Origin of the sequence: Bacillus sp. Au-Bac7 (genome assembly GCF_021341655.1) — a bacterium.
GTDB lineage: Bacteria > Bacillota > Bacilli > Bacillales > Cytobacillaceae > Niallia.
The window spans coordinates 32,455-50,537 of record NZ_JAJTTG010000012.1 but is presented as its reverse complement, the minus strand read 5'-3'; the positions used below and the strand labels follow the sequence as shown (position 1 = coordinate 50,537).

Here is an 18,083-nt window from a genome sequence, read left to right as displayed (position 1 = left end):
ATATCAGCCGCCTTTGCTTTAACAGCAAAATAAGTAATATTATTATGGTCTAATCTCTTTTATTTTACCATGAGTAGATAAAGATTGTAAGGAATAGCCCTTGTTCATAGCCTGCTCATGCTAATCCCTTTTATAAGACAGAAAAGCATTTACTACCGTTAAAAAATAGAAAAAGTGCAGAAAACAATTCTGCACTAAAAAGATTATGTATAGATGCACCTAATTAATTGATTTTCAACGATAGGATCTCTTTTAAGTAGATTAACTCTTGTAAATGTAAGAAGCCGAAAGCGGGGTGGCTTTCGGCTTCAGCTCTTAACCTAATGGATAAGGGGGGTCTTCACTAGTATTTTAGCAAACCCTTGTAAATACTTTGCAAACCATATGTAAAAGTAATGTAAACTTGTACAATTAATATGGGAACTTTTTATGCAGCAATATGGTGAAAGTTGTTCCTTCGCCAACTTCACTATCCACCTTTATTAATCCTTTATGGAGTTCAACAAGATGCTTTACAATTGCCAATCCAAGGCCAGTTCCGCCAGAGTTCCTGCTTCTTGCTTTATCGACTCTGTAAAAGCGTTCAAAAATCCTTGGAATTTCACTTCTTTCAATACCTATTCCCGTATCTGCTACAAAAACTAATACATCCCTTTCCTTGTTTTCGACAGAAACGGAAACCTTGCCGCCGCTTGGTGTATAAGAAATCGCATTAGATATCAGATTCATAAACACTTGAATAAGACGGGCCCTGTCACCTTCAATCCAAACTTCCTCACTAGGACGTTGAAAATCAAGAATTAAATTCTTGGCATCCGCTTTATTCGCAAGAAGTTTGCTGACCTCTTCCAAAATATCCAGGATATTAATTGGCTCCTTAACTAATGAGAAGTTATGCTGCTCCAGCTTTGTTAAGTCAAGTAAGTCCTGAATAAGCGATTGCAGCCTGTCACTCTCTTTTAATATGATTTGCAAAAACTCTACTAATGCCTCTCTATTATCCATCGCCCCGTCCAATAGAGTTTCCGAAAATCCTTTAATAGAGGTGATTGGTGTCTTCAGTTCATGAGATACATTGGCGACAAAATCTTTTCTGATTTGTTCGAGTTTTTTCAACTCTGTAATGTCATGGAAGACGAGCAATATGCCCATCCACATATCATTTGTCCCGATTATAGGCACACCATAAACTTGGAAGCTTTTTTTCTCAAAATTAATAGTAAGCTGTAATTGCTTAACAACCTTATGCTCCGTCATAAAAATTTCTTCAACTAAATCAGATATTTCTCTATGTTCTATAACGTGATAGTAAAGCTTGTATAAATAATCAGATGAATTAACAGTAAATAAATCCTTGTAAGCTCTGTTTACTAGATTTATATACCCTCTGCTGTCAATCAGCAACAGCCCGCTCCCAATATTTTCAATAAGAGTTCCAAGCCGGTCCTGCTGAATCTCCTGAGCCTTAACCATCTCTTGCAGGTTTTTTGCCAGCTTATTTAAAGAGGAGCTGAGCATACCTGTCTCATCCATATTATCCTCATATGTACGTGCATGATAATTGCCTTTTGCCAAATCAACCGCTACCTTTGCAGCAGATTCGATTGGTCTCATATAGCGGAACACAAGTGTTAAACCAATAACAAAGATTAAAACAAAAGCAATGAGCAATGCAGCAAGGACATATGTATTCATCTGCTGATAGGCATCCTTCTGTGATGACAAATCAAGACCTAAAAAAAGATAGCCTTGCTTGTCCCCATTAAACTTCAGCTCTTGCCAATAATAATGGAAACTCGTATCTCCGCCAGTAAAGTCATCTTGCGGCTGGCTCGATGCTTTGCTGACGACTGAACTCAGTGATTGTAAAAATTCATCATGCGCCTTTTCTCCCTCATCAATGAGGATATTTCCTTTTGTGTCTGTTACTGTTATTTGGATATCCAAAAGCCTGCTGTATTCTGCCATCTCACTTGCATCTATATCCTCAATAGAATCAGCATTGGCCATTTGAGCTACAAGCAAACTGCTTTCCCTTTCCAGCCTCGTATCAGACGAATTTATGTAAGAAGATTTATTTAACTGGTAAATAAACAAACCCAGCACCAAAAAGACAATGGCGACGACCAGAAGTAAACTGGCCAGCAGCCTGGATTTAAATGTTTTCATTTTATTTTGGTTCCTCTAGTTTATATCCTAATCCACGAATCGTTTTAATGTAGATCGGCTTCTTCGTGTTATGCTCCATTTTTTCACGCAAATGGCTTATATGAACATCAACGATTCTTGTGTCTCCAACAAAATCGTAGTTCCAAACCGCACTTAACAGCTGATCTCTAGTTAGAACACGTCCTTTGTTTCTCGCCAAATACAGAAGCAGTTCAAATTCCTTTGGAGTAAGCTCTAAAAGTTCTTCCTTGAAATATGCTTCATAGTGGTTTGGCATGACTTTAAGCTCCCCAATTTTAAGCGTATCTCTTTCTTCCTTTTCCTGCTCTGATGATTCTGATATTAGCTGAGAGCGTCTTAATACTGCTTTAATACGGGCAATAACTTCCCTTGGGCTGAATGGTTTTGTCATATAATCATCTGCACCGAGCTCCAAGCCAAGAACCTTATCGAACTCATCATCCTTTGCAGTCAGCATAAGAATGGGTGTAAATATTCTTTGCTGCCTCAAGTTTTTGCAGACATCCATCCCGTCCATCTTCGGAAGCATCAAATCAAGGAGGATGACATCAGGATTTGACGTAACCGCAAGATTCAGCCCTTCCTCACCATCCATTGCTGTTATAACATCATAGCCCGCCTGTTGCAGGTTATATTTTAGTAGTGTTACGATAGACTGCTCATCATCAACCACAAGAACTTTCTTCTTCATAAATGCCTCCAAGTTTAAAAAATTCCCCTAAGTCCCCCAAAATTTACATGTCTATTATAGTATAAATCAGCAGCAGACGAACAACAAGCTAAGCTTGCTCTATCCTTCCTACTTCCTGCATATTTTTGGTCCGTATTGGAGAGTAGGTAAAAAAGACCCATCTAGTACTAGATGGGTCTTTTTATAATACATTTTATGTAAGCACATTAAGAACATTTTTCACGGAAATTACTGACTTGTCCAATGCTGCTTTCTCTTCTTTTGTCAGTTCAAGTTCAATTACCTGCTCGATACCGTTTCCGCCAAGTATGGTCGGAACTCCCAAGTATATATTAGAATAGCCGTATTCTCCATCAAGATAAGCAACTGCAGGCAAGACTCTTCTTTGGTTTTTGATTATCGCTTCGCACATTTCGGCAAGTGATGCTGCCGGAGCGTAATAAGCGCTTCCATTTCCGAGCAGATTAACGATTTCAGCACCGCCGTTTCTTGTTCGGTCAATAATCTCATCCAAGCGATGCTTTGGTATCAATGTTTCCAGCGGAATACCACCAGCATAGGAATAACGGATTAAAGGAACCATATCATCTCCGTGGCCGCCAAGAACAAAGCCAGTAATATCCTTAACAGATAAATTCAATTCCATTGCTACAAAGCTTCTGAATCTTGCTGAATCCAGGACACCAGATTGTCCAATGACTCTATTTTTCGCAAAGCCTGACTCCTTGTACACCGTGTATGTCATTGCATCTACCGGGTTGGAAAGGACAATGATAATGCAATCCGGCGAGTACTTGACCACTTCATTTGTGACCGACTTCATAATACTTTGATTTGTTTGCACTAAATCATCTCTGCTCATCCCAGGCTTTCTTGCGATACCCGCCGTGATAACAACTATATCCGAACCTTCTGTATCCTTATAATCTGATGTTCCTTTAATATTTGCATCAAAGCCTTGTACTGGACTCGCCTCAAACATATCAAGCGCTTTTCCCTTTGTTGGATTTTCCATCTTCGGAATATCAAGCAGCACAATATCGCCAAGCTCCTTTTGAGCCAGCAGAAATGCAGTCGTAGCACCAGTAAATCCGCCGCCAATAATGGAAATCTTTTTGCGCAAACTCATGCTAATTCCTCCTTTAAATCTTTTTTATGCAATAAAAGAGGGAAGAGGCCCCTCAACACTCTTCCCTCGAATAGACTAAGCCTTAACAGTCAAGGGCTTGATTTTAGCAGGTATTCTTTTGGAATACTTGGCAAATTCAAACGATGAGCTATTTTAGTCCATATTTTTAATTAATTCATCACCGAATTCAGAACATTTCACTTCAGTCGCTCCGTCCATTAAACGAGCGAAATCGTAAGTTACCACTTTAGAAGCGATAGTCTTTTCAACTGATGAAACAACTAACTGAGCTGCCTCATTCCAGCCTAAATGTTCAAGCAACAGTACACCTGAAAGTAGAACAGATGAAGGATTCACTTTATCTAATCCAGCATATTTTGGCGCAGTTCCATGTGTCGCTTCAAAGATAGCATGACCTGTTTCGTAGTTGATATTCGCTCCTGGAGCAATTCCAATTCCGCCTACTTGTGCTGCAAGCGCGTCAGAAATGTAGTCTCCATTCAAGTTCATTGTAGCAACTACATCGAACTCAGTTGGACGAGTCAGGATTTGCTGCAAGAAGATATCAGCAATGGAATCTTTTACGATGATCTTTCCAGCTGCTTCAGCTTCTGCCTGAGCTTTATTTGCTGCATCTGAGCCTTGCTCTTCTTTAATGCGGTCATATTGCGCCCAAGTGAACACTTTATCTCCGAATTCTTTCTCAGCTAGTTCATAGCCCCAGTTCTTAAAGGCACCTTCTGTAAATTTCATGATATTGCCTTTGTGTACAAGTGTTACAGACTTTCTGCCTTCTTTGATGGCATAGTTAATTGCAGCACGCACTAAACGGCTTGTGCCTTCTTCAGAAACTGGCTTGATTCCTAAACCGGAAGTTTCCGGGAATCTGATTTTGTTAACACCCATTTCATCTTGAAGGAATTTTAGTAGTTTAGCAGCACCTTCAGACCCTTTTTCATACTCGATTCCTGCATAGATATCTTCTGTATTTTCACGGAAGATAACCATGTCTGTATCTTGCGGTCTTTTAACAGGAGAAGGCACGCCTTCAAACCATCTAACAGGTCGCAAGCATACATAAAGGTCAAGCTCTTGACGAAGTGCTACGTTCAACGAACGAATTCCACCGCCGACAGGAGTTGTTAATGGACCTTTTATAGCAATCAAGTATTCTTGTATTTGTTCCAATGTTTCAGAAGGCAGCCATTCACCTGTTTCATTAAATGCCTTCTCTCCAGCCAACACTTCTTTCCAAACAATCTTACGATCACCGCTATATGCTTTTTCTACGGCAGCATCCAGCACTCTTGAAGCTGCAGCCCAGATGTCAGGACCGATTCCGTCACCTTCGATAAATGGTACGATTGGATTTGCTGGTACATTTAATACACCATCAACTACTGAAATTTTTTCACCTTTCATATGTATCCCTCCGTTAAAAAAGTATTTCCTGCAAAAGAAGCGTTACTCCTTTTGCAAGAATGGCTAAAGTAAGTTGCGCATATTGGCTTCGTCTAAGAAGGGCGCTCGGCACGTATGCCGCTTAATCGCACATTCCCCGCTTTAGGAGACTCCTGACTTTGCTTGTTCTATGCTGCAATAAGTATATCATAGACGCGTAAATTTAGCGTTCATGAACTGGAATGTAAACAGCTCTTTCAGGTCCTGTATAATCAGCTCTTGGCCTGATCAAGCGGTTATTTTCGTATTGCTCTAAAATATGGGCAAGCCATCCGGAAACCCTGCTCACAGCAAAAATCGGCGTGAACAAATCATGATCTATTTCCAGGCTGTGATAGACAGACGCAGAAAAGAAATCTACATTCGGAACAAGGCCTTTCTTTTCCTTCAGCAGTTCTTCAATCCTTAAGCTCATTTCAAACAGCTCTGATTGACCCGTCAATTCTGTCAGCTTCCTTGCCATTTCCTTCAAGTGCTTAGCACGCGGATCACCTTTACGGTAAACGCGGTGACCGAAGCCCATGATTTTTTCCTTCTTATCCATTTTGTCAAAAATATAAGCATCAACATTATCAACACTGCCGATTTCTGTCAGCATCTTCATGACTGCTTCGTTAGCACCGCCGTGGAGCGGTCCCTTCAATGCACCAATTGCAGATGTGATGCCTGAATATACATCAGACAATGTTGCCACACAAACCCGTGCTGTAAACGTAGAAGCATTCAGCTCATGGTCTGCATGCAGCACTAATGCTTTATTAAATGCCTCTACCGCAATGCTCTCAGGCTCTTCTCCTGTCAGCATATATAAAAAATTTGCTGCAAAGTTCAAATCTTTTCTCGGTGCAATCGGATCAAGCCCTTTTCTTAATCTTGAGAAGGCTGTAACGATAGTAGGGATTTTGGCTTGTAATCTCAATGCTTTTTGATAGTTTGTGCTTTCATCCATAAAGTCAGCATCCTTATCGTAAACACCCAGAAGGGATACTGCTGAACGGAGTACAGCCATTGGGTGCACATTTGCAAGCGGCAACAGCCTAAGCTGTTCAAGCAGCGGCGCAGGCAGCTCTGCATTATCAGCTAACTCTTGCTTTAAATCATCCAATTCTGCTTCTGTCGGCAATCTTCTGTTCCACAGTAAAAAAACTACTTCTTCAAAACTGGAGTTTTCCGCCAAAACATCAATGTCATAACCAACATACGATAATGAATCATCAATGATAGAGCTGATAGAAGAAGTGGTTGCAATTATTCCTTCTAGACCTCTTGTTACTGCCATAAACTATCTCTCCTTTTCTCCTTACTTCTCTCCAATACATCGCAAAATATAAGTCCCCATATTATTCATGAATGTAGTTACGTATATAATTACAGATTTCTTTAATGAATCTTGCCTCTACATTGAATTTTTAGATTATTCAGACTAAAATTTGATTAAGACTTGTTTGGAGCCATTTAATAAAAAATTAGGTAGCAGCTGAAAAACAGCCTCTAAAAAAAGTTCACTATTTTGTTAGATTAACTGATTATGTACCTAAAAATCAATAAAAATTGTTTTGCGGATTGATAAAACCAGATTTTGAGGGGCCTTTTTCTAACATTTCCACCATAGTATCATTTCTCTTTTCTGTTAAAATAAGACATTGTAAATGCTTACATTTTTCGTCAAAAAAATAAGGAATACCATCTTTATAATACGGGTGTTCCGTAACTACATTTTTATTATACCTAAAAATTCTCCAAATGTCTCATATTTTACACCTATAAACTATCAATATAGTAAAAAATATTACATACTTACCATGCCTTTAGTAAAATATATTCTTTTCACACCGCTAATATTCCGGATTTTTTAGCACGGCATTGGAGACAAGTTGTGACATATAAATTATTTTTCTGCTAAAACAGTAAGTAAAAAAAAGGAAGCACAGCTGCTTTCATCTGTGCCCCCTCACCACTATCTTCCGACAGCTGCTCCATCACTTCTCGGGTCAACACCGCCATAGAAAAACCCTTGCTCATCAATGAGAATTGCGTTCGCATGACCCATAATCCCAGCATAGTCATCAACTCTATTCACTGAATGGCCTAGCTTTTGCAGCTTTTCCAAAACGTCATTTGCCACCCGACCTTCGATTTTCAATTCTTGGGTTTTTTCTCCCCAAGTTCTGCCCCATACAAATCTTGGACCGCTGATTGCAGCTTGTGGGTCCATCCCGTAGTCAAGCATTCTAGTGATCATCACCGTTTGTGTTTGCGGCTGTCCTTCACCGCCTTGTGTGCCGTATAGTACATATGGCTTATCTTCTTTAAAAGCCATCGCCGGCATCAACGTATGAAAAGTCCTTTTATTTGGTTCTAATGCATTAATATGGTCTGCATCAAGGGAAAAGAAGGAGCCTCTGTTTTGCATCGTAATTCCTGTATCTCCGGCAATAATTCCTGATCCAAACTCGAAATATAAGCTTTGAATAAAGGAAACTGCATTGCCGTCTTCGTCCACAACTGCAGCATGCGCAGTATCACTGCCGACAGGCTGTGTCGGCAAATTACATGTATGGTCAAATGATATGGAGGCAGCCAATTCCTTTGCATATTCTTTGCTTAATAATTTTTCTAACGGTATATTATGCCACACAGGATCTGTTAAGTGATTGTTCCGATCCTGGAAGCTTTTTTTCACAGCCTCCACTAATAGATGGTAATATTCGTATGATTCATGTGGGATTGCTGATAAATCGAAATTTTCCAAAATATTAAGTATCATCAGACCAACAAATCCTTGCGAGTTAGGTGGTACTTGGAATATGGTATAGTCCCGATATGTGGACGAAAGAGGTTCAGTCCATTCACCTTGATGTGCAGCAAAATCCTGTTCTGTCAGCAAACCGCCCTTTTTTTGGATACTGGAAATAATTCTCTTTGCTAAATCTCCTTTATAAAAATCATCTCTTCCTTTATCCGCCAAGCTTTGAAGTGTACACCCAAGATTTTTCTGCACAAACTTGCTGAATGTATTGGGCACTTTTCCCTCAGGCAAAAATACTTTTGCCATGTCTTTATCTGACTGTAACAGTTCGATACTCTTTACCGTATTTTCATATTGGTCATTGGAAACAGGGAATCCATTTTCTGCATATTCAATAGCAGGTGCAAGCACTTCCTTGAGTGACATCCTTCCATATTCCCTTAGGACTGCATCCCAGCTGTCTACCATCCCTGGCACTGTAATAACACTTTCTATTCCGCGAAAAGGAATCGCCTCTTTGCCTTTATATTTGTCTCTCGTTACTTTTGAACCGGAACGGCCACTGCCGTTGTAGGAGCGGACCTTCTTTTTTTCTGCATGATAAGCAAGCCAAAAGGAATCACCGCCAAGACCTGTCATGTGAGGATAAACAACTGCAAGGCAAGCACTCACTGCAACAGCAGCATCAAATGCGTTCCCTCCTTGTTGTAATATCCTTTCACCAGCCTGTGAAGCTAAATAATGGGGGCTGACCACCATCGATTTTGTGCCGACAATTACTTTCTTCAAATCAGCTTCTCCTCCCTTTTCAAAGTGGCGATTGATTCAATCGAATTAACATCCGCTTGTTTTTTATCTGTCGTGAACAAAAATAATACTGCACCGATAATTAGCAGCCCCCCTGATAAATAGAAGCCAAATTCAAGACTTCCTGTCTTATCTGCAAAATAGCCTGTTATATATGGTGCAAAAATAGAGGAAAGCATACCGCTGAAGTTGAAAAACCCATAAACTCTCGAATACATGGACTGTGGCGTAATATCTGCCATATAAGAAATCAATACTGGGTCTAGCGCTAATTTCCCAAGCAAACCGTACAGGCATAAACCAACGATTAAGAAGGAGTAATTTTCTGTGTAAGGAATGACAAACTGACAGATTGCCCCTGCCAGGGAAAGCCCGATAATAAGCGGTTTTCTGCTTTTAATTCGATCAGATAAATAACCGAAAAGAATTGCTCCAGGAATGGAGGCCCACGGTACTAAGGAGGAAATAATGCCTGTTTGCGAAGCCTCTATATCTCTTGCTGTCTGCAAATAGTAAGGAAGCCATGTCAGCATTCCGAAAAAGCCATATAAGGAACAGAAAATCAACACATAAACGAATATATGGTTTTTTGTAAAAATGCTTTTTAATTCTACTTTTTCTGCTCCTTGAACAGCCTGTTTTTTCTCTTTATGTGAGTTATCGCGGACAAAAATACCAATTAAGATACCGACGATTATCGTTGGGATGGCAAAGACATAAAAGGGAAACTGCCACCCTTTATTTAAAGTATAGGTAAAGTAGCTTGATGACATAAATCCAAGTGAGATACCAAAGGCCATGCCGCTGTTTATAATCGCAGAAACGAGGCCGCGGTACTTCTTCGGAGTAATGGTGGAGGAGATGCCGTATTGCGAGCCATAATAGGTGCCCTCACCTAATCCAGTAAGTGCGCGCATCAGTAGAAATATCCCAAATGTTGTAGATGCACCACTCAAATATGTTCCGATACCGAAAACGATAAAGCCGATCACTAACACTTTGACACGGCCGAACTTATCTGCCAAAAACCCTGTAGGAATTTGCATGAAGGCATATGCAGCAAAAAAGACGGTCGCCATTAATCCTAACTGCGTTTGATTTAAACTCCATTCCTCGCCGATACTGCCCATGACAGGTGATAAGATATTTCTGTCAGCATACATAAATACCCAGCCTAAAAAGAATAAAAAGATAGTGAGTACAGGACGTGTTTTTTTCATGTAATTGTCTCCTTTTACTAAAATGTTGACACAATCGTACCATGATAAAAACAAAAGGAAATGAATTCTGTCAGATAATCTGACAGTGTTTTTTCGTTTTGAAAATAATTATCTTTAAATAATTTCATTATGTATATTTTAAAAACTTAAAATTTACTATTCGAAAGTTGGCAGCATTTACATGAAAGGATTTCTTACAATATGTAGAGGAGATACAAAAGTGAGAGGAGATGAAACAAAAGAACAATAAAGGGAACCTCAGAACGTGTTCCCTCGCCTATTTCGCTATTTAAACCACTCCATAGCCCTCATCGCCATGTATGCAATCCCTGCTCCTATTAACGGACCAACAGCAACCCCTTTAAACAAGGAAACAGCTAAAATGGTTCCTAATACAAGTGCAGTAGTGATTTGGGGATCTGATGACAGCAAGTTAACCCCGCCTTTGGCAAGCAGTGCGACTGCAATTCCAGATAAGAGGGCAATCCATGCAAAAGGAGATTTAAAAGCGGCAGAAAGATCTCGAAAACCGATTTCACCAGTTGCGATGGGTGCCAGTACAGCTATTGTAATAATGGTAACCCCCCAATTAATCCCCTTTGACTGGATGAAAGAGAAGGATTTTGCATCAAGGCCGATCACCTTTAAAATCAATAATGCTCCGACTGCGAACAGCAGAGATGTGTTTTTGGCAATAAGGGCGATAATGACAAGCAAATATAAAAATAGGTATGATTGACTAAACATATTATGTACTCCTTTCTAAAGCTAAATTACCATTTATTGACCCATCCTTTTCCTTTCCTCTATAATCAATGATATAAGCATAGATGAGCCGTTAACTGATTATACTTTATGGCTGCATTGTTTAAGTTTACATATGAAATGATAACATTTCGGAAAGACTGCTATGTATTTTCCAAAGAATGGAGGACGTCTATTGAACCTGACTTTGATTCACCGTTCACTTCGTCTGCTGTTTGTAATTGCAGTGACGGTACTAGTATTTGTTGGTTTTTTTTATTTATCAAAAATAACCTATCCCTTTATTATCGGTTTTTTGATTGCGTTCCTGATGAATCCACTTGTAAACTTCCTGCAATTTAAGTGTAGATTACCTAGGTCCTTTGCCGTAGTTTTAAGTATTATTATCATTTTATCTGTGTTTGCAGGCCTTATTACACTGTTAATCGCAGAAATTGTCACAGGTGCTGCCTATCTTGCTAATGTCGTACCACAGCATATTAATACACTGATTGAATACATAGAGAACTTTTTTACCGCCCAAATTATCCCGCTTTACAATCAGCTTGCAAGCACATTTAACAGCTTAGGTACTAACCAGCAGGATACCATTATTTCCAATATCAAAAATGTTGGAGAGCAAATCGGGACAAGTGTGGGAGCGTTTATCCAATCGTTTTTCCAAAACATCCCGATTATCTTGTCTTGGTTTCCCAATGCTGCTACTGTGATTATTTTCTCTTTATTGGCCACCTTCTTTATCAGCAAAGACTGGAATCGCCTCATACGAAAACTTTCAAAATTGCTTCCTCCTCGTTTGAGCAGAAGCGGAAAATCCGTGTTTGTCGATTTAAAGAGAGCATTGCTTGGTTTTTTGAAGGCTCAGCTTACATTAGTATCTATCACAACAGTCATCATTTTAATCGGCTTAATCATTCTTAGAGTCGATTACGCAATCACTATTGCCTTAGTAACTGGGATTGTTGATATTATCCCTTATTTAGGCACTGGGCTAGTCTTTGTTCCATGGATTATATACGAAATGATTGCCGGACAAATGCCTTTAGCTGTCGGACTGACAGTATTGTATATAGTAGTTCTTGTGCAAAGACAAATCATGGAACCAAAAATCCTTTCTTCTAGCATCGGTGTTGATCCTCTTGCAACATTAATTGCCTTATTTGTCGGCTTTAAGCTGATCGGTTTTTTAGGATTAATCATCGGTCCAGTCACACTTGTCATTATTAGCACATTGAATAAAGCTGGAGTTTTCGCTGATTTATGGAGCTTCATAAAAGGAGACGAAAAAAAGATATAACAAGCAAACAAGCGGCCTGGAATAAATCCTGGCCGCTTGTTTTTTCCTACATTCATTGTTGAATGATAATCCTGTTCTTTTGCAGCAGTTTTTTCTGCATGTAGTTTAGCAGCAGCTTCTTGCAAAGCTTCCTCGTCGGTGGAAGCAACAGTAAAGCACCTGCAATATCAGACAGAAAGCCTGGCAGCAGCATAAGTATTCCTCCGAGAAGTACACAAAAACCGTTCAATATGGCATCGCCTGGAAGTCTTCCTGAATTTAATTGCTCTTGAACATTTTTTATGGCTTTTACGCCTTCCTTTTTAAGAATAAAAGCTCCCAGCGCACTGGTTACCACCACTAACAGCAAAGTCTCCGGTATGCCGATAAACCGTCCTGACAGCAGAAATGCAGCCAGTTCGACAAGCGGAAGAAACAATAATGCGATAAAAAGATTGCGCAAAATGATGCTCCTCCTTCAAAACCACTTTTCTCTATTATAGCTTTTTCTGCTTGATTAGAAAAATATTTAGTGAATGCATATTCTTCCAAACAAAACAAAACGCCAAAGGTAAAGAACCATTGGCGTTTTTATTATTAACTATTACAGCACACTTGCATGTCCGCTGTAGATTGTTCCAATACGGGAATCAACTGTAATTTCTTGTCCATCTTCGAAGATGCTAGTTGCATTTTCAACACCTACGATTACTGGGATACCAAGATTTAGTCCAACTACAGCAGCATGGCTTGTTAATCCGCCCTCTTCTGTAATCAAAGCACTGCATTTTTCCAAAGCTGGAACCATGTCACGATCTGTTCCTGTAGTTACTAAAACAGAACCTTGCTTCACTTTATCAAGTGCATCCTTCGCATTGTTAGCAACGATAACCTTACCGTAAGCTGTTTTGCGGCCGATACCTTGACCTTTTGCTAAAACGTCTCCAACAACATGAATTTTCATGATGTTTGTAGTTCCTGTTTCACCAACTGGCAGACCAGCTGTAATAACAACTGTGTCACCGTGTGTCACGATAGAGCTGTTAACACTCTCTTGTACTGCTACATCAAGCATTTCATCAGTAGACTCTGATCTTGTGCTTAGACGTGGATAAACACCCCAAACTAGAGCAAGCTGTCTTAAAATATGCGCATCATATGTCACAGCAACAATTGGAGCTTCCGGACGGAATTTAGAAATCATTCTTGCCGTTTGTCCACTTGCAGTTGGTGTGATTACTGCTTTAACATCAAGATTCAAAGCAGTGTGAGCAACAGATTGTCCAATTGAATCAGTGATGTTGTGCTCAATCTCTCTGCTGCGTTTTGAAAGGATCTCTTTATGGTTAAGAGCTGTTTCTGCTCTTGACGCGATATTATGCATTGTTTGAACAGCTTCAACAGGGTATGTTCCAGCAGCTGTTTCTCCAGAAAGCATGATAGCATCTGTACCGTCAAAAATCGCATTTGCTACATCACTTGCTTCCGCTCTTGTTGGACGCGGATTGCGCTGCATGCTGTCAAGCATTTGCGTAGCAGTAATAACCGGCTTACCTAAGATATTACATTTTTTAATCAATAATTTTTGAACCAATGGAACTTCCTCTGCAGGTATTTCCACACCTAAGTCACCGCGTGCTACCATTAAGCCGTCGGAAACTTCCAAGATTTCATCGATGTTATCGACACCTTCTTGGTTTTCGATTTTAGGAATGATATGAACATGAGAAGCGTTATTGTCTTTTAACAACTGCTTGATTTCAAGTACGTCAGATGCACGGCGAACAAATGAAGCTGCGATGAAGTCAATGCCTTGCTCCACTCCGAATAGAATGTCGTTAGCATCTTTTTCTGTGATTCCTGGAAGCTTAACAGAAACGCCAGGCACGTTAACACCTTTTTTGTTTTTCAATGTGCCTGTATTGAGGATTTTTGTATGTATTTCTCCTGCTGCTTTATCAATGCTTGTTACTTCAAGTCCAATTAAGCCATCATCCAAAAGGATTTTGCTTCCTGCTTCGACATCATCGATAAGTCCTTCGTATGTAATGGAGAATTTTTCTGTAGTACCTTCTACTTCTTTCATAGAAACAATGATGTTGTTTCCAGCTACAAGCTCAATAGCACCGTCTTTCATATTATTCGTACGAATTTCCGGGCCTTTTGTATCAAGAAGAATCGCGATGTTTTTACCAGTAACTTCAGATGCTTCACGGATGTTTTTAATACGAGCTCCATGCTCATCAAAATCACCATGAGAGAAGTTTAAACGTGCAACGTTCATACCTGCTTCCATAAGTTGTGTCAGCTTTTCAACACTTTCACTAGCAGGACCGATTGTACATACTATTTTTGTCTTACGCATTATTATTGCCTCCAATTTAAATATTTTTTATTCATGGCAGAGACTCCAAGTAGAAATAATTCTAATTCGAGTCTCCTGTTCTATCATTAGATGGACAATTCTTTTGATAGGCGATATAAGTTCTTGTCGATTGTATGTTTGCGTGATAATGCTTCAATTATATCATAATCTACCAATTGGTTCTTTTCGATACCAACTGCTCGTCCGCCTTTTCCTTCTACAAGAAGCTCGACTGCGTATGCGCCAAGTCTGCTTGCAAGCACACGGTCTGCTGCAGTTGGAGAACCTCCGCGCTGCATATGACCCAATACAGAGACGCGAGTGTCAAACCCGGTGTGCTCTTCAATTTGTCTGCCGATTTCGACACCTGAGCTTACACCTTCAGCAACAATGATAATGCTGTGTTTTTTGCCGCGTTCACTACCTTTTTTCAGACGGTCAACCACTTCTTCAATATGGAAGCCTTCTTCTGGAATAAGGATTGTTTCAGCTCCGCCAGCAAGACCTGCCCAAAGTGCAATGTCTCCAGCGTTTCTTCCCATAACTTCGACAATAAATGTACGCTCATGGGATGTTGCTGTATCGCGGATTTTGTCAATCGCATCAATAACAGTGTTCAAAGCTGTATCAAATCCGATAGTCAGCTCTGTTCCTGGAATATCGTTGTCGATTGTTCCTGGCACGCCGACACATGGATATCCTTGTTCTGTAAGCGCCTTCGCACCCATGTAGGACCCGTCTCCACCGATAACTACAAGACCATCAATACCGTGCTTTTTAAGCTGCTCAATACCTTTTTGTTGACCTTCTTTTGTTTTAAACTCTTCACAACGAGCAGAGAATAAGAATGTTCCGCCGCGGTGAATGATGTCTCCAACAGAACCAACTTCTAGTTTCTTGAAGTTTCCATTGATTAGACCTGCATATCCGCCAATTACTCCGTATACTTCCACGTTATGGAAAATAGCTTTACGCACAACTGCTCTTACTGCTGCATTCATTCCTGGCGCATCTCCGCCGCTAGTTAGTACCCCAATTCTTTTAACCATTACAATCACCTCATACAATTTAATCTACTGCTATGTAGATAAAAACATACATATACTAAATTATATAACATCTTTCTGCAATATCTGTCACAAATATTACACATAAAAAGATAATATTCCCTAAAAAATAGTAATTCCCAAGGCTTTCTTTTCCTTATTATGATAATTTAGCGTTCATTTAATTACATTTGACTATAACAATTCTAACATATCATGAAGGCTCATCTATCTCAACTTTATCTAAAAAAAAAATTAAAGACGGAATTGTCAGCAAAATCTTATTTGCTCCCTCTTTTATCTTTTCCCGAATAAGAAAGCTTAAACCCTCTAGCATGCTATTTAAGAATCTTTGATGATTCCTTTTTTGCCGACATCTGCATTTTCTCATTTTCCGATGATAATTGCTATATTTTCATTCAATATTTTTATATAAAGATTTGCACAAAAAAAAATAAAGCTTAAACAAGAAGCTTATGCTTCCCATTTAAGCTCTTTACGTTAGAATCACTCAGAGATATGTTCTCCGATGCTTTTGAATTTATTGTAACGGTGTTCAACAAGCTCACCTTCTGTCATTGCCCTCAATTCCTTAAGGGATGCAAACAACACCTGTTCAATCTCACCAGCTTGTGCTTCGACATCGTGATGTGCTCCGCCTCTTACCTCTGGAATGATCGTATCAACAATACCCAGCTCCTTCAAATCAGGTGCTGTGATTTTCATCTTTTCTGCAGCTTGCTTTGCCAGATTAGAGTCTTTCCATAGGATGCTTGCTGCACCTTCTGGAGAAATAACGGAATACGTGGAGTTCTCAAGCATATGCATATGGTTACCAACACCTAATGCCAGCGCTCCGCCACTTCCTCCTTCTCCAATTACGATGCAGATAACAGGCACTTTTAAAGAAGCCATCTCAAATAAATTTTTCGCAATAGCTTCACTTTGCCCGCGTTCTTCTGCCGCTTTTCCAGGATAAGCCCCTTTTGTATCAATAAAGCAAACAATCGGCCGTCTAAACTTATCTGCCTGTTTCATTAATCTCAATGCTTTTCTGTATCCCTCAGGATGAGGCATACCAAAGTTTCTGCGGATATTTTCCTTTGTATCCTTCCCTCTTTGGTGGCCTATAACTGTTATCGGAAGACCTTTAAATTTAGCAATACCGGCAACTATTGCTGCATCATCACCAAATGTTCTGTCACCATGCAGCTCGATAAAATCGGTGAAAAGATATGGAATATAGTCAAGAGTTGTCGGTCTGCTTGGGTGTCTTGCAATCTGCACCCTGTCCCAAGGCTTCATGTTCTCATATATATCCTTTTCCAATTTCTCCAATCGTTTTTCCAGTTTTTCAATTTCAGTAGAAAGATCAACATTTGCTTTTTTCGAGAAATCTTCAAGTTCTTTAATCTTGTTTTTCAGTTCAACGACTGGCTTGTCAAATTCTAGTTCTACCATTCTGAATCACCGCCCGCTTGATGCATTTCTAATACTAAATGGAGTTTTTCTTTCATTTCCAGTCTCGGTATAACGGCATCGAGCTGACCATGCTTTAATAAAAACTCAGATGTTTGGAAGTCTTCCGGCAGCTTTTCGCCTATCGTCTGTTCGATAATTCTTCTACCTGCGAATCCGATCAGGGCGCCTGGCTCAGCAAAGTTATAGTCTCCTAACGAAGCAAAACTTGCAGACACTCCACCTGTTGTTGGATGTGTCATCACCGTAATGTACAACCCGCCATTGTCGCTGAATTTCTTCAATGCTGTACTTGTTTTAGCCATTTGCATTAAACTGAGGACACCTTCCTGCATCCTTGCACCGCCTGATGCTGTGAAAATGATGAATGGCACAGAAAGTTCATCTGCTTTTTCTATTGCCAAAGTGATTTTCTCTCCGACAACCGATCCCATGCTTCCCATTCTAAAGGAAGAATCCATGACAGCGACTACTACTTGAAGACCATTTATTTCACCAGTGCCCGTTACAACCGCTTCATTCATATGCGTTTTTTTCTGATCGCCTGCGATTTTTTCCTCGTAGCCTGGGAAATTTAATGGATTGCCTGTTTTCATTTCCTTGTTCACCTCTGTGAACGTGCCTTCATCAAGCAAGCTGTCGAGCCTCTCATAGCCTGTCATTGGCAAGTGGAAGCCACAGTTCAGGCAAACCTTGAGGTTCTTTTGCAATTCCTTTGTATACATGATTTTTTTGCAATTGCTGCATTTTGTCATGACACCTTCTGGAACATCATGTTTAGATGATTCTGAAGGGATGGTTGCATATTTCTTTTTTTTCGATTTCGAAAATATTTCCTTTATCATCAATGTGGAAGCCTCCCCATTTTTTTGCATTTTGCGCTTTATCTAAGACCATATTTTTAA

General features: G+C 39.8%; 14 protein-coding genes. 1 reads left to right on the top strand and 13 read right to left on the bottom strand.

Going from position 1 to position 18,083, the window contains the following annotated elements:
- Positions 1 to 411: 411 nt before the first annotated feature.
- The 8 genes from pnpS to LXM54_RS22210 form a co-directional block, all read right to left on the bottom strand.
- Positions 412 to 2,169, bottom strand: a complete 1,758-nt coding sequence (gene pnpS, locus LXM54_RS22245; protein ID WP_233317456.1) for a two-component system histidine kinase PnpS — start codon at positions 2,167 to 2,169, stop codon at positions 412 to 414.
- 1 nt (position 2,170) lies between these two features.
- Positions 2,171 to 2,881 (bottom strand): response regulator transcription factor, encoded by a 711-nt coding sequence (locus LXM54_RS22240; RefSeq protein ID WP_233317454.1) that lies wholly within the window; start codon positions 2,879 to 2,881, stop codon positions 2,171 to 2,173.
- A 193-nt stretch (positions 2,882 to 3,074) separates the two neighbouring features.
- Positions 3,075 to 4,010 carry a malate dehydrogenase gene (gene mdh, locus LXM54_RS22235; protein WP_233317452.1) on the bottom strand — a complete coding sequence of 312 codons (936 nt, stop codon included), beginning with the start codon at positions 4,008 to 4,010 and terminating at the stop codon, positions 3,075 to 3,077.
- 153 nt (positions 4,011 to 4,163) lie between these two features.
- Positions 4,164 to 5,432 (bottom strand): NADP-dependent isocitrate dehydrogenase, encoded by a 1,269-nt coding sequence (gene icd, locus LXM54_RS22230; protein ID WP_233317450.1) that lies wholly within the window; start codon positions 5,430 to 5,432, stop codon positions 4,164 to 4,166.
- A 202-nt stretch (positions 5,433 to 5,634) separates the two neighbouring features.
- Positions 5,635 to 6,750, bottom strand: coding sequence for a citrate synthase (gene citZ, locus LXM54_RS22225; protein WP_233317447.1), 1,116 nt, complete (start codon positions 6,748 to 6,750; stop codon positions 5,635 to 5,637).
- A gap of 678 nt (positions 6,751 to 7,428) precedes the next feature.
- The gene (gene ggt / locus LXM54_RS22220) at positions 7,429 to 9,009 is read right to left on the bottom strand and encodes a gamma-glutamyltransferase (RefSeq protein ID WP_233317445.1); all 1,581 of its coding nucleotides are present in this window, start codon (positions 9,007 to 9,009) and stop codon (positions 7,429 to 7,431) included.
- The gene (locus LXM54_RS22215; protein WP_233317443.1) at positions 9,006 to 10,247 is read right to left on the bottom strand and encodes an MFS transporter; all 1,242 of its coding nucleotides are present in this window, start codon (positions 10,245 to 10,247) and stop codon (positions 9,006 to 9,008) included. Before LXM54_RS22215 ends, ggt begins: the two co-directional genes overlap by 4 nt.
- Positions 10,248 to 10,532: 285 nt before the next feature.
- Positions 10,533 to 10,994 (bottom strand): DUF441 domain-containing protein, encoded by a 462-nt coding sequence (locus LXM54_RS22210; RefSeq protein WP_233317441.1) that lies wholly within the window; start codon positions 10,992 to 10,994, stop codon positions 10,533 to 10,535.
- Between the two features lie 193 nt (positions 10,995 to 11,187).
- On the opposite strand from LXM54_RS22210, the gene ytvI reads away from it, so the two are divergent.
- Entirely contained in the window at positions 11,188 to 12,309 is a 1,122-nt protein-coding gene (ytvI, locus tag LXM54_RS22205; protein ID WP_233317439.1) for a sporulation integral membrane protein YtvI, read from the top strand.
- A gap of 52 nt (positions 12,310 to 12,361) precedes the next feature.
- On the opposite strand, the gene LXM54_RS22200 is transcribed toward ytvI, so the two are convergent.
- The 5 genes from LXM54_RS22200 to accD all read right to left on the bottom strand — a co-directional run bounded on the left by LXM54_RS22200 (position 12,362) and on the right by accD (position 18,023).
- Entirely contained in the window at positions 12,362 to 12,751 is a 390-nt protein-coding gene (locus tag LXM54_RS22200; protein ID WP_233317437.1) for an FxsA family protein, read from the bottom strand.
- 141 nt (positions 12,752 to 12,892) lie between these two features.
- Positions 12,893 to 14,653 carry a pyruvate kinase gene (pyk, locus tag LXM54_RS22195; RefSeq protein WP_233317434.1) on the bottom strand — a complete coding sequence of 587 codons (1,761 nt, stop codon included), beginning with the start codon at positions 14,651 to 14,653 and terminating at the stop codon, positions 12,893 to 12,895.
- Between the two features lie 86 nt (positions 14,654 to 14,739).
- Positions 14,740 to 15,702: a 6-phosphofructokinase gene (pfkA, locus tag LXM54_RS22190; protein ID WP_233317432.1), complete on the bottom strand. Its 963-nt coding sequence runs from the start codon at positions 15,700 to 15,702 to the stop codon at positions 14,740 to 14,742.
- Between the two features lie 504 nt (positions 15,703 to 16,206).
- Positions 16,207 to 17,160, bottom strand: a complete 954-nt coding sequence (gene accA / locus LXM54_RS22185; RefSeq protein WP_233317429.1) for an acetyl-CoA carboxylase carboxyl transferase subunit alpha — start codon at positions 17,158 to 17,160, stop codon at positions 16,207 to 16,209.
- A complete protein-coding gene (gene accD, locus LXM54_RS22180; protein ID WP_233317561.1) occupies positions 17,154 to 18,023 on the bottom strand; it encodes an acetyl-CoA carboxylase, carboxyltransferase subunit beta in 870 nt (289 codons plus the stop codon). The genes accA and accD overlap by 7 nt, the downstream gene beginning before the upstream one ends.
- Positions 18,024 to 18,083 lie beyond the last annotated feature (60 nt).

Excerpts from the sequence above, each read along its gene's own strand:
- pnpS (WP_233317456.1), bottom strand. The coding sequence starts at position 2,169 with ATGAAAACATTTAAATCCAGGCTGCTGGCCAGTTTACTTCTGGTCGTC.
- LXM54_RS22240 (WP_233317454.1), bottom strand. The coding sequence starts at position 2,881 with ATGAAGAAGAAAGTTCTTGTGGTTGATGATGAGCAGTCTATCGTAACA.
- mdh (WP_233317452.1), bottom strand. The coding sequence starts at position 4,010 with ATGAGTTTGCGCAAAAAGATTTCCATTATTGGCGGCGGATTTACTGGT.
- icd (WP_233317450.1), bottom strand. The coding sequence starts at position 5,432 with ATGAAAGGTGAAAAAATTTCAGTAGTTGATGGTGTATTAAATGTACCA.
- citZ (WP_233317447.1), bottom strand. The coding sequence starts at position 6,750 with ATGGCAGTAACAAGAGGTCTAGAAGGAATAATTGCAACCACTTCTTCT.
- LXM54_RS22215 (WP_233317443.1), bottom strand. The coding sequence starts at position 10,247 with ATGAAAAAAACACGTCCTGTACTCACTATCTTTTTATTCTTTTTAGGC.
- LXM54_RS22210 (WP_233317441.1), bottom strand. The coding sequence starts at position 10,994 with ATGTTTAGTCAATCATACCTATTTTTATATTTGCTTGTCATTATCGCC.
- pyk (WP_233317434.1), bottom strand. The coding sequence starts at position 14,653 with ATGCGTAAGACAAAAATAGTATGTACAATCGGTCCTGCTAGTGAAAGT.
- pfkA (WP_233317432.1), bottom strand. The coding sequence starts at position 15,702 with ATGGTTAAAAGAATTGGGGTACTAACTAGCGGCGGAGATGCGCCAGGA.
- accA (WP_233317429.1), bottom strand. The coding sequence starts at position 17,160 with ATGGTAGAACTAGAATTTGACAAGCCAGTCGTTGAACTGAAAAACAAG.
- accD (WP_233317561.1), bottom strand. The coding sequence starts at position 18,023 with ATGATAAAGGAAATATTTTCGAAATCGAAAAAAAAGAAATATGCAACC.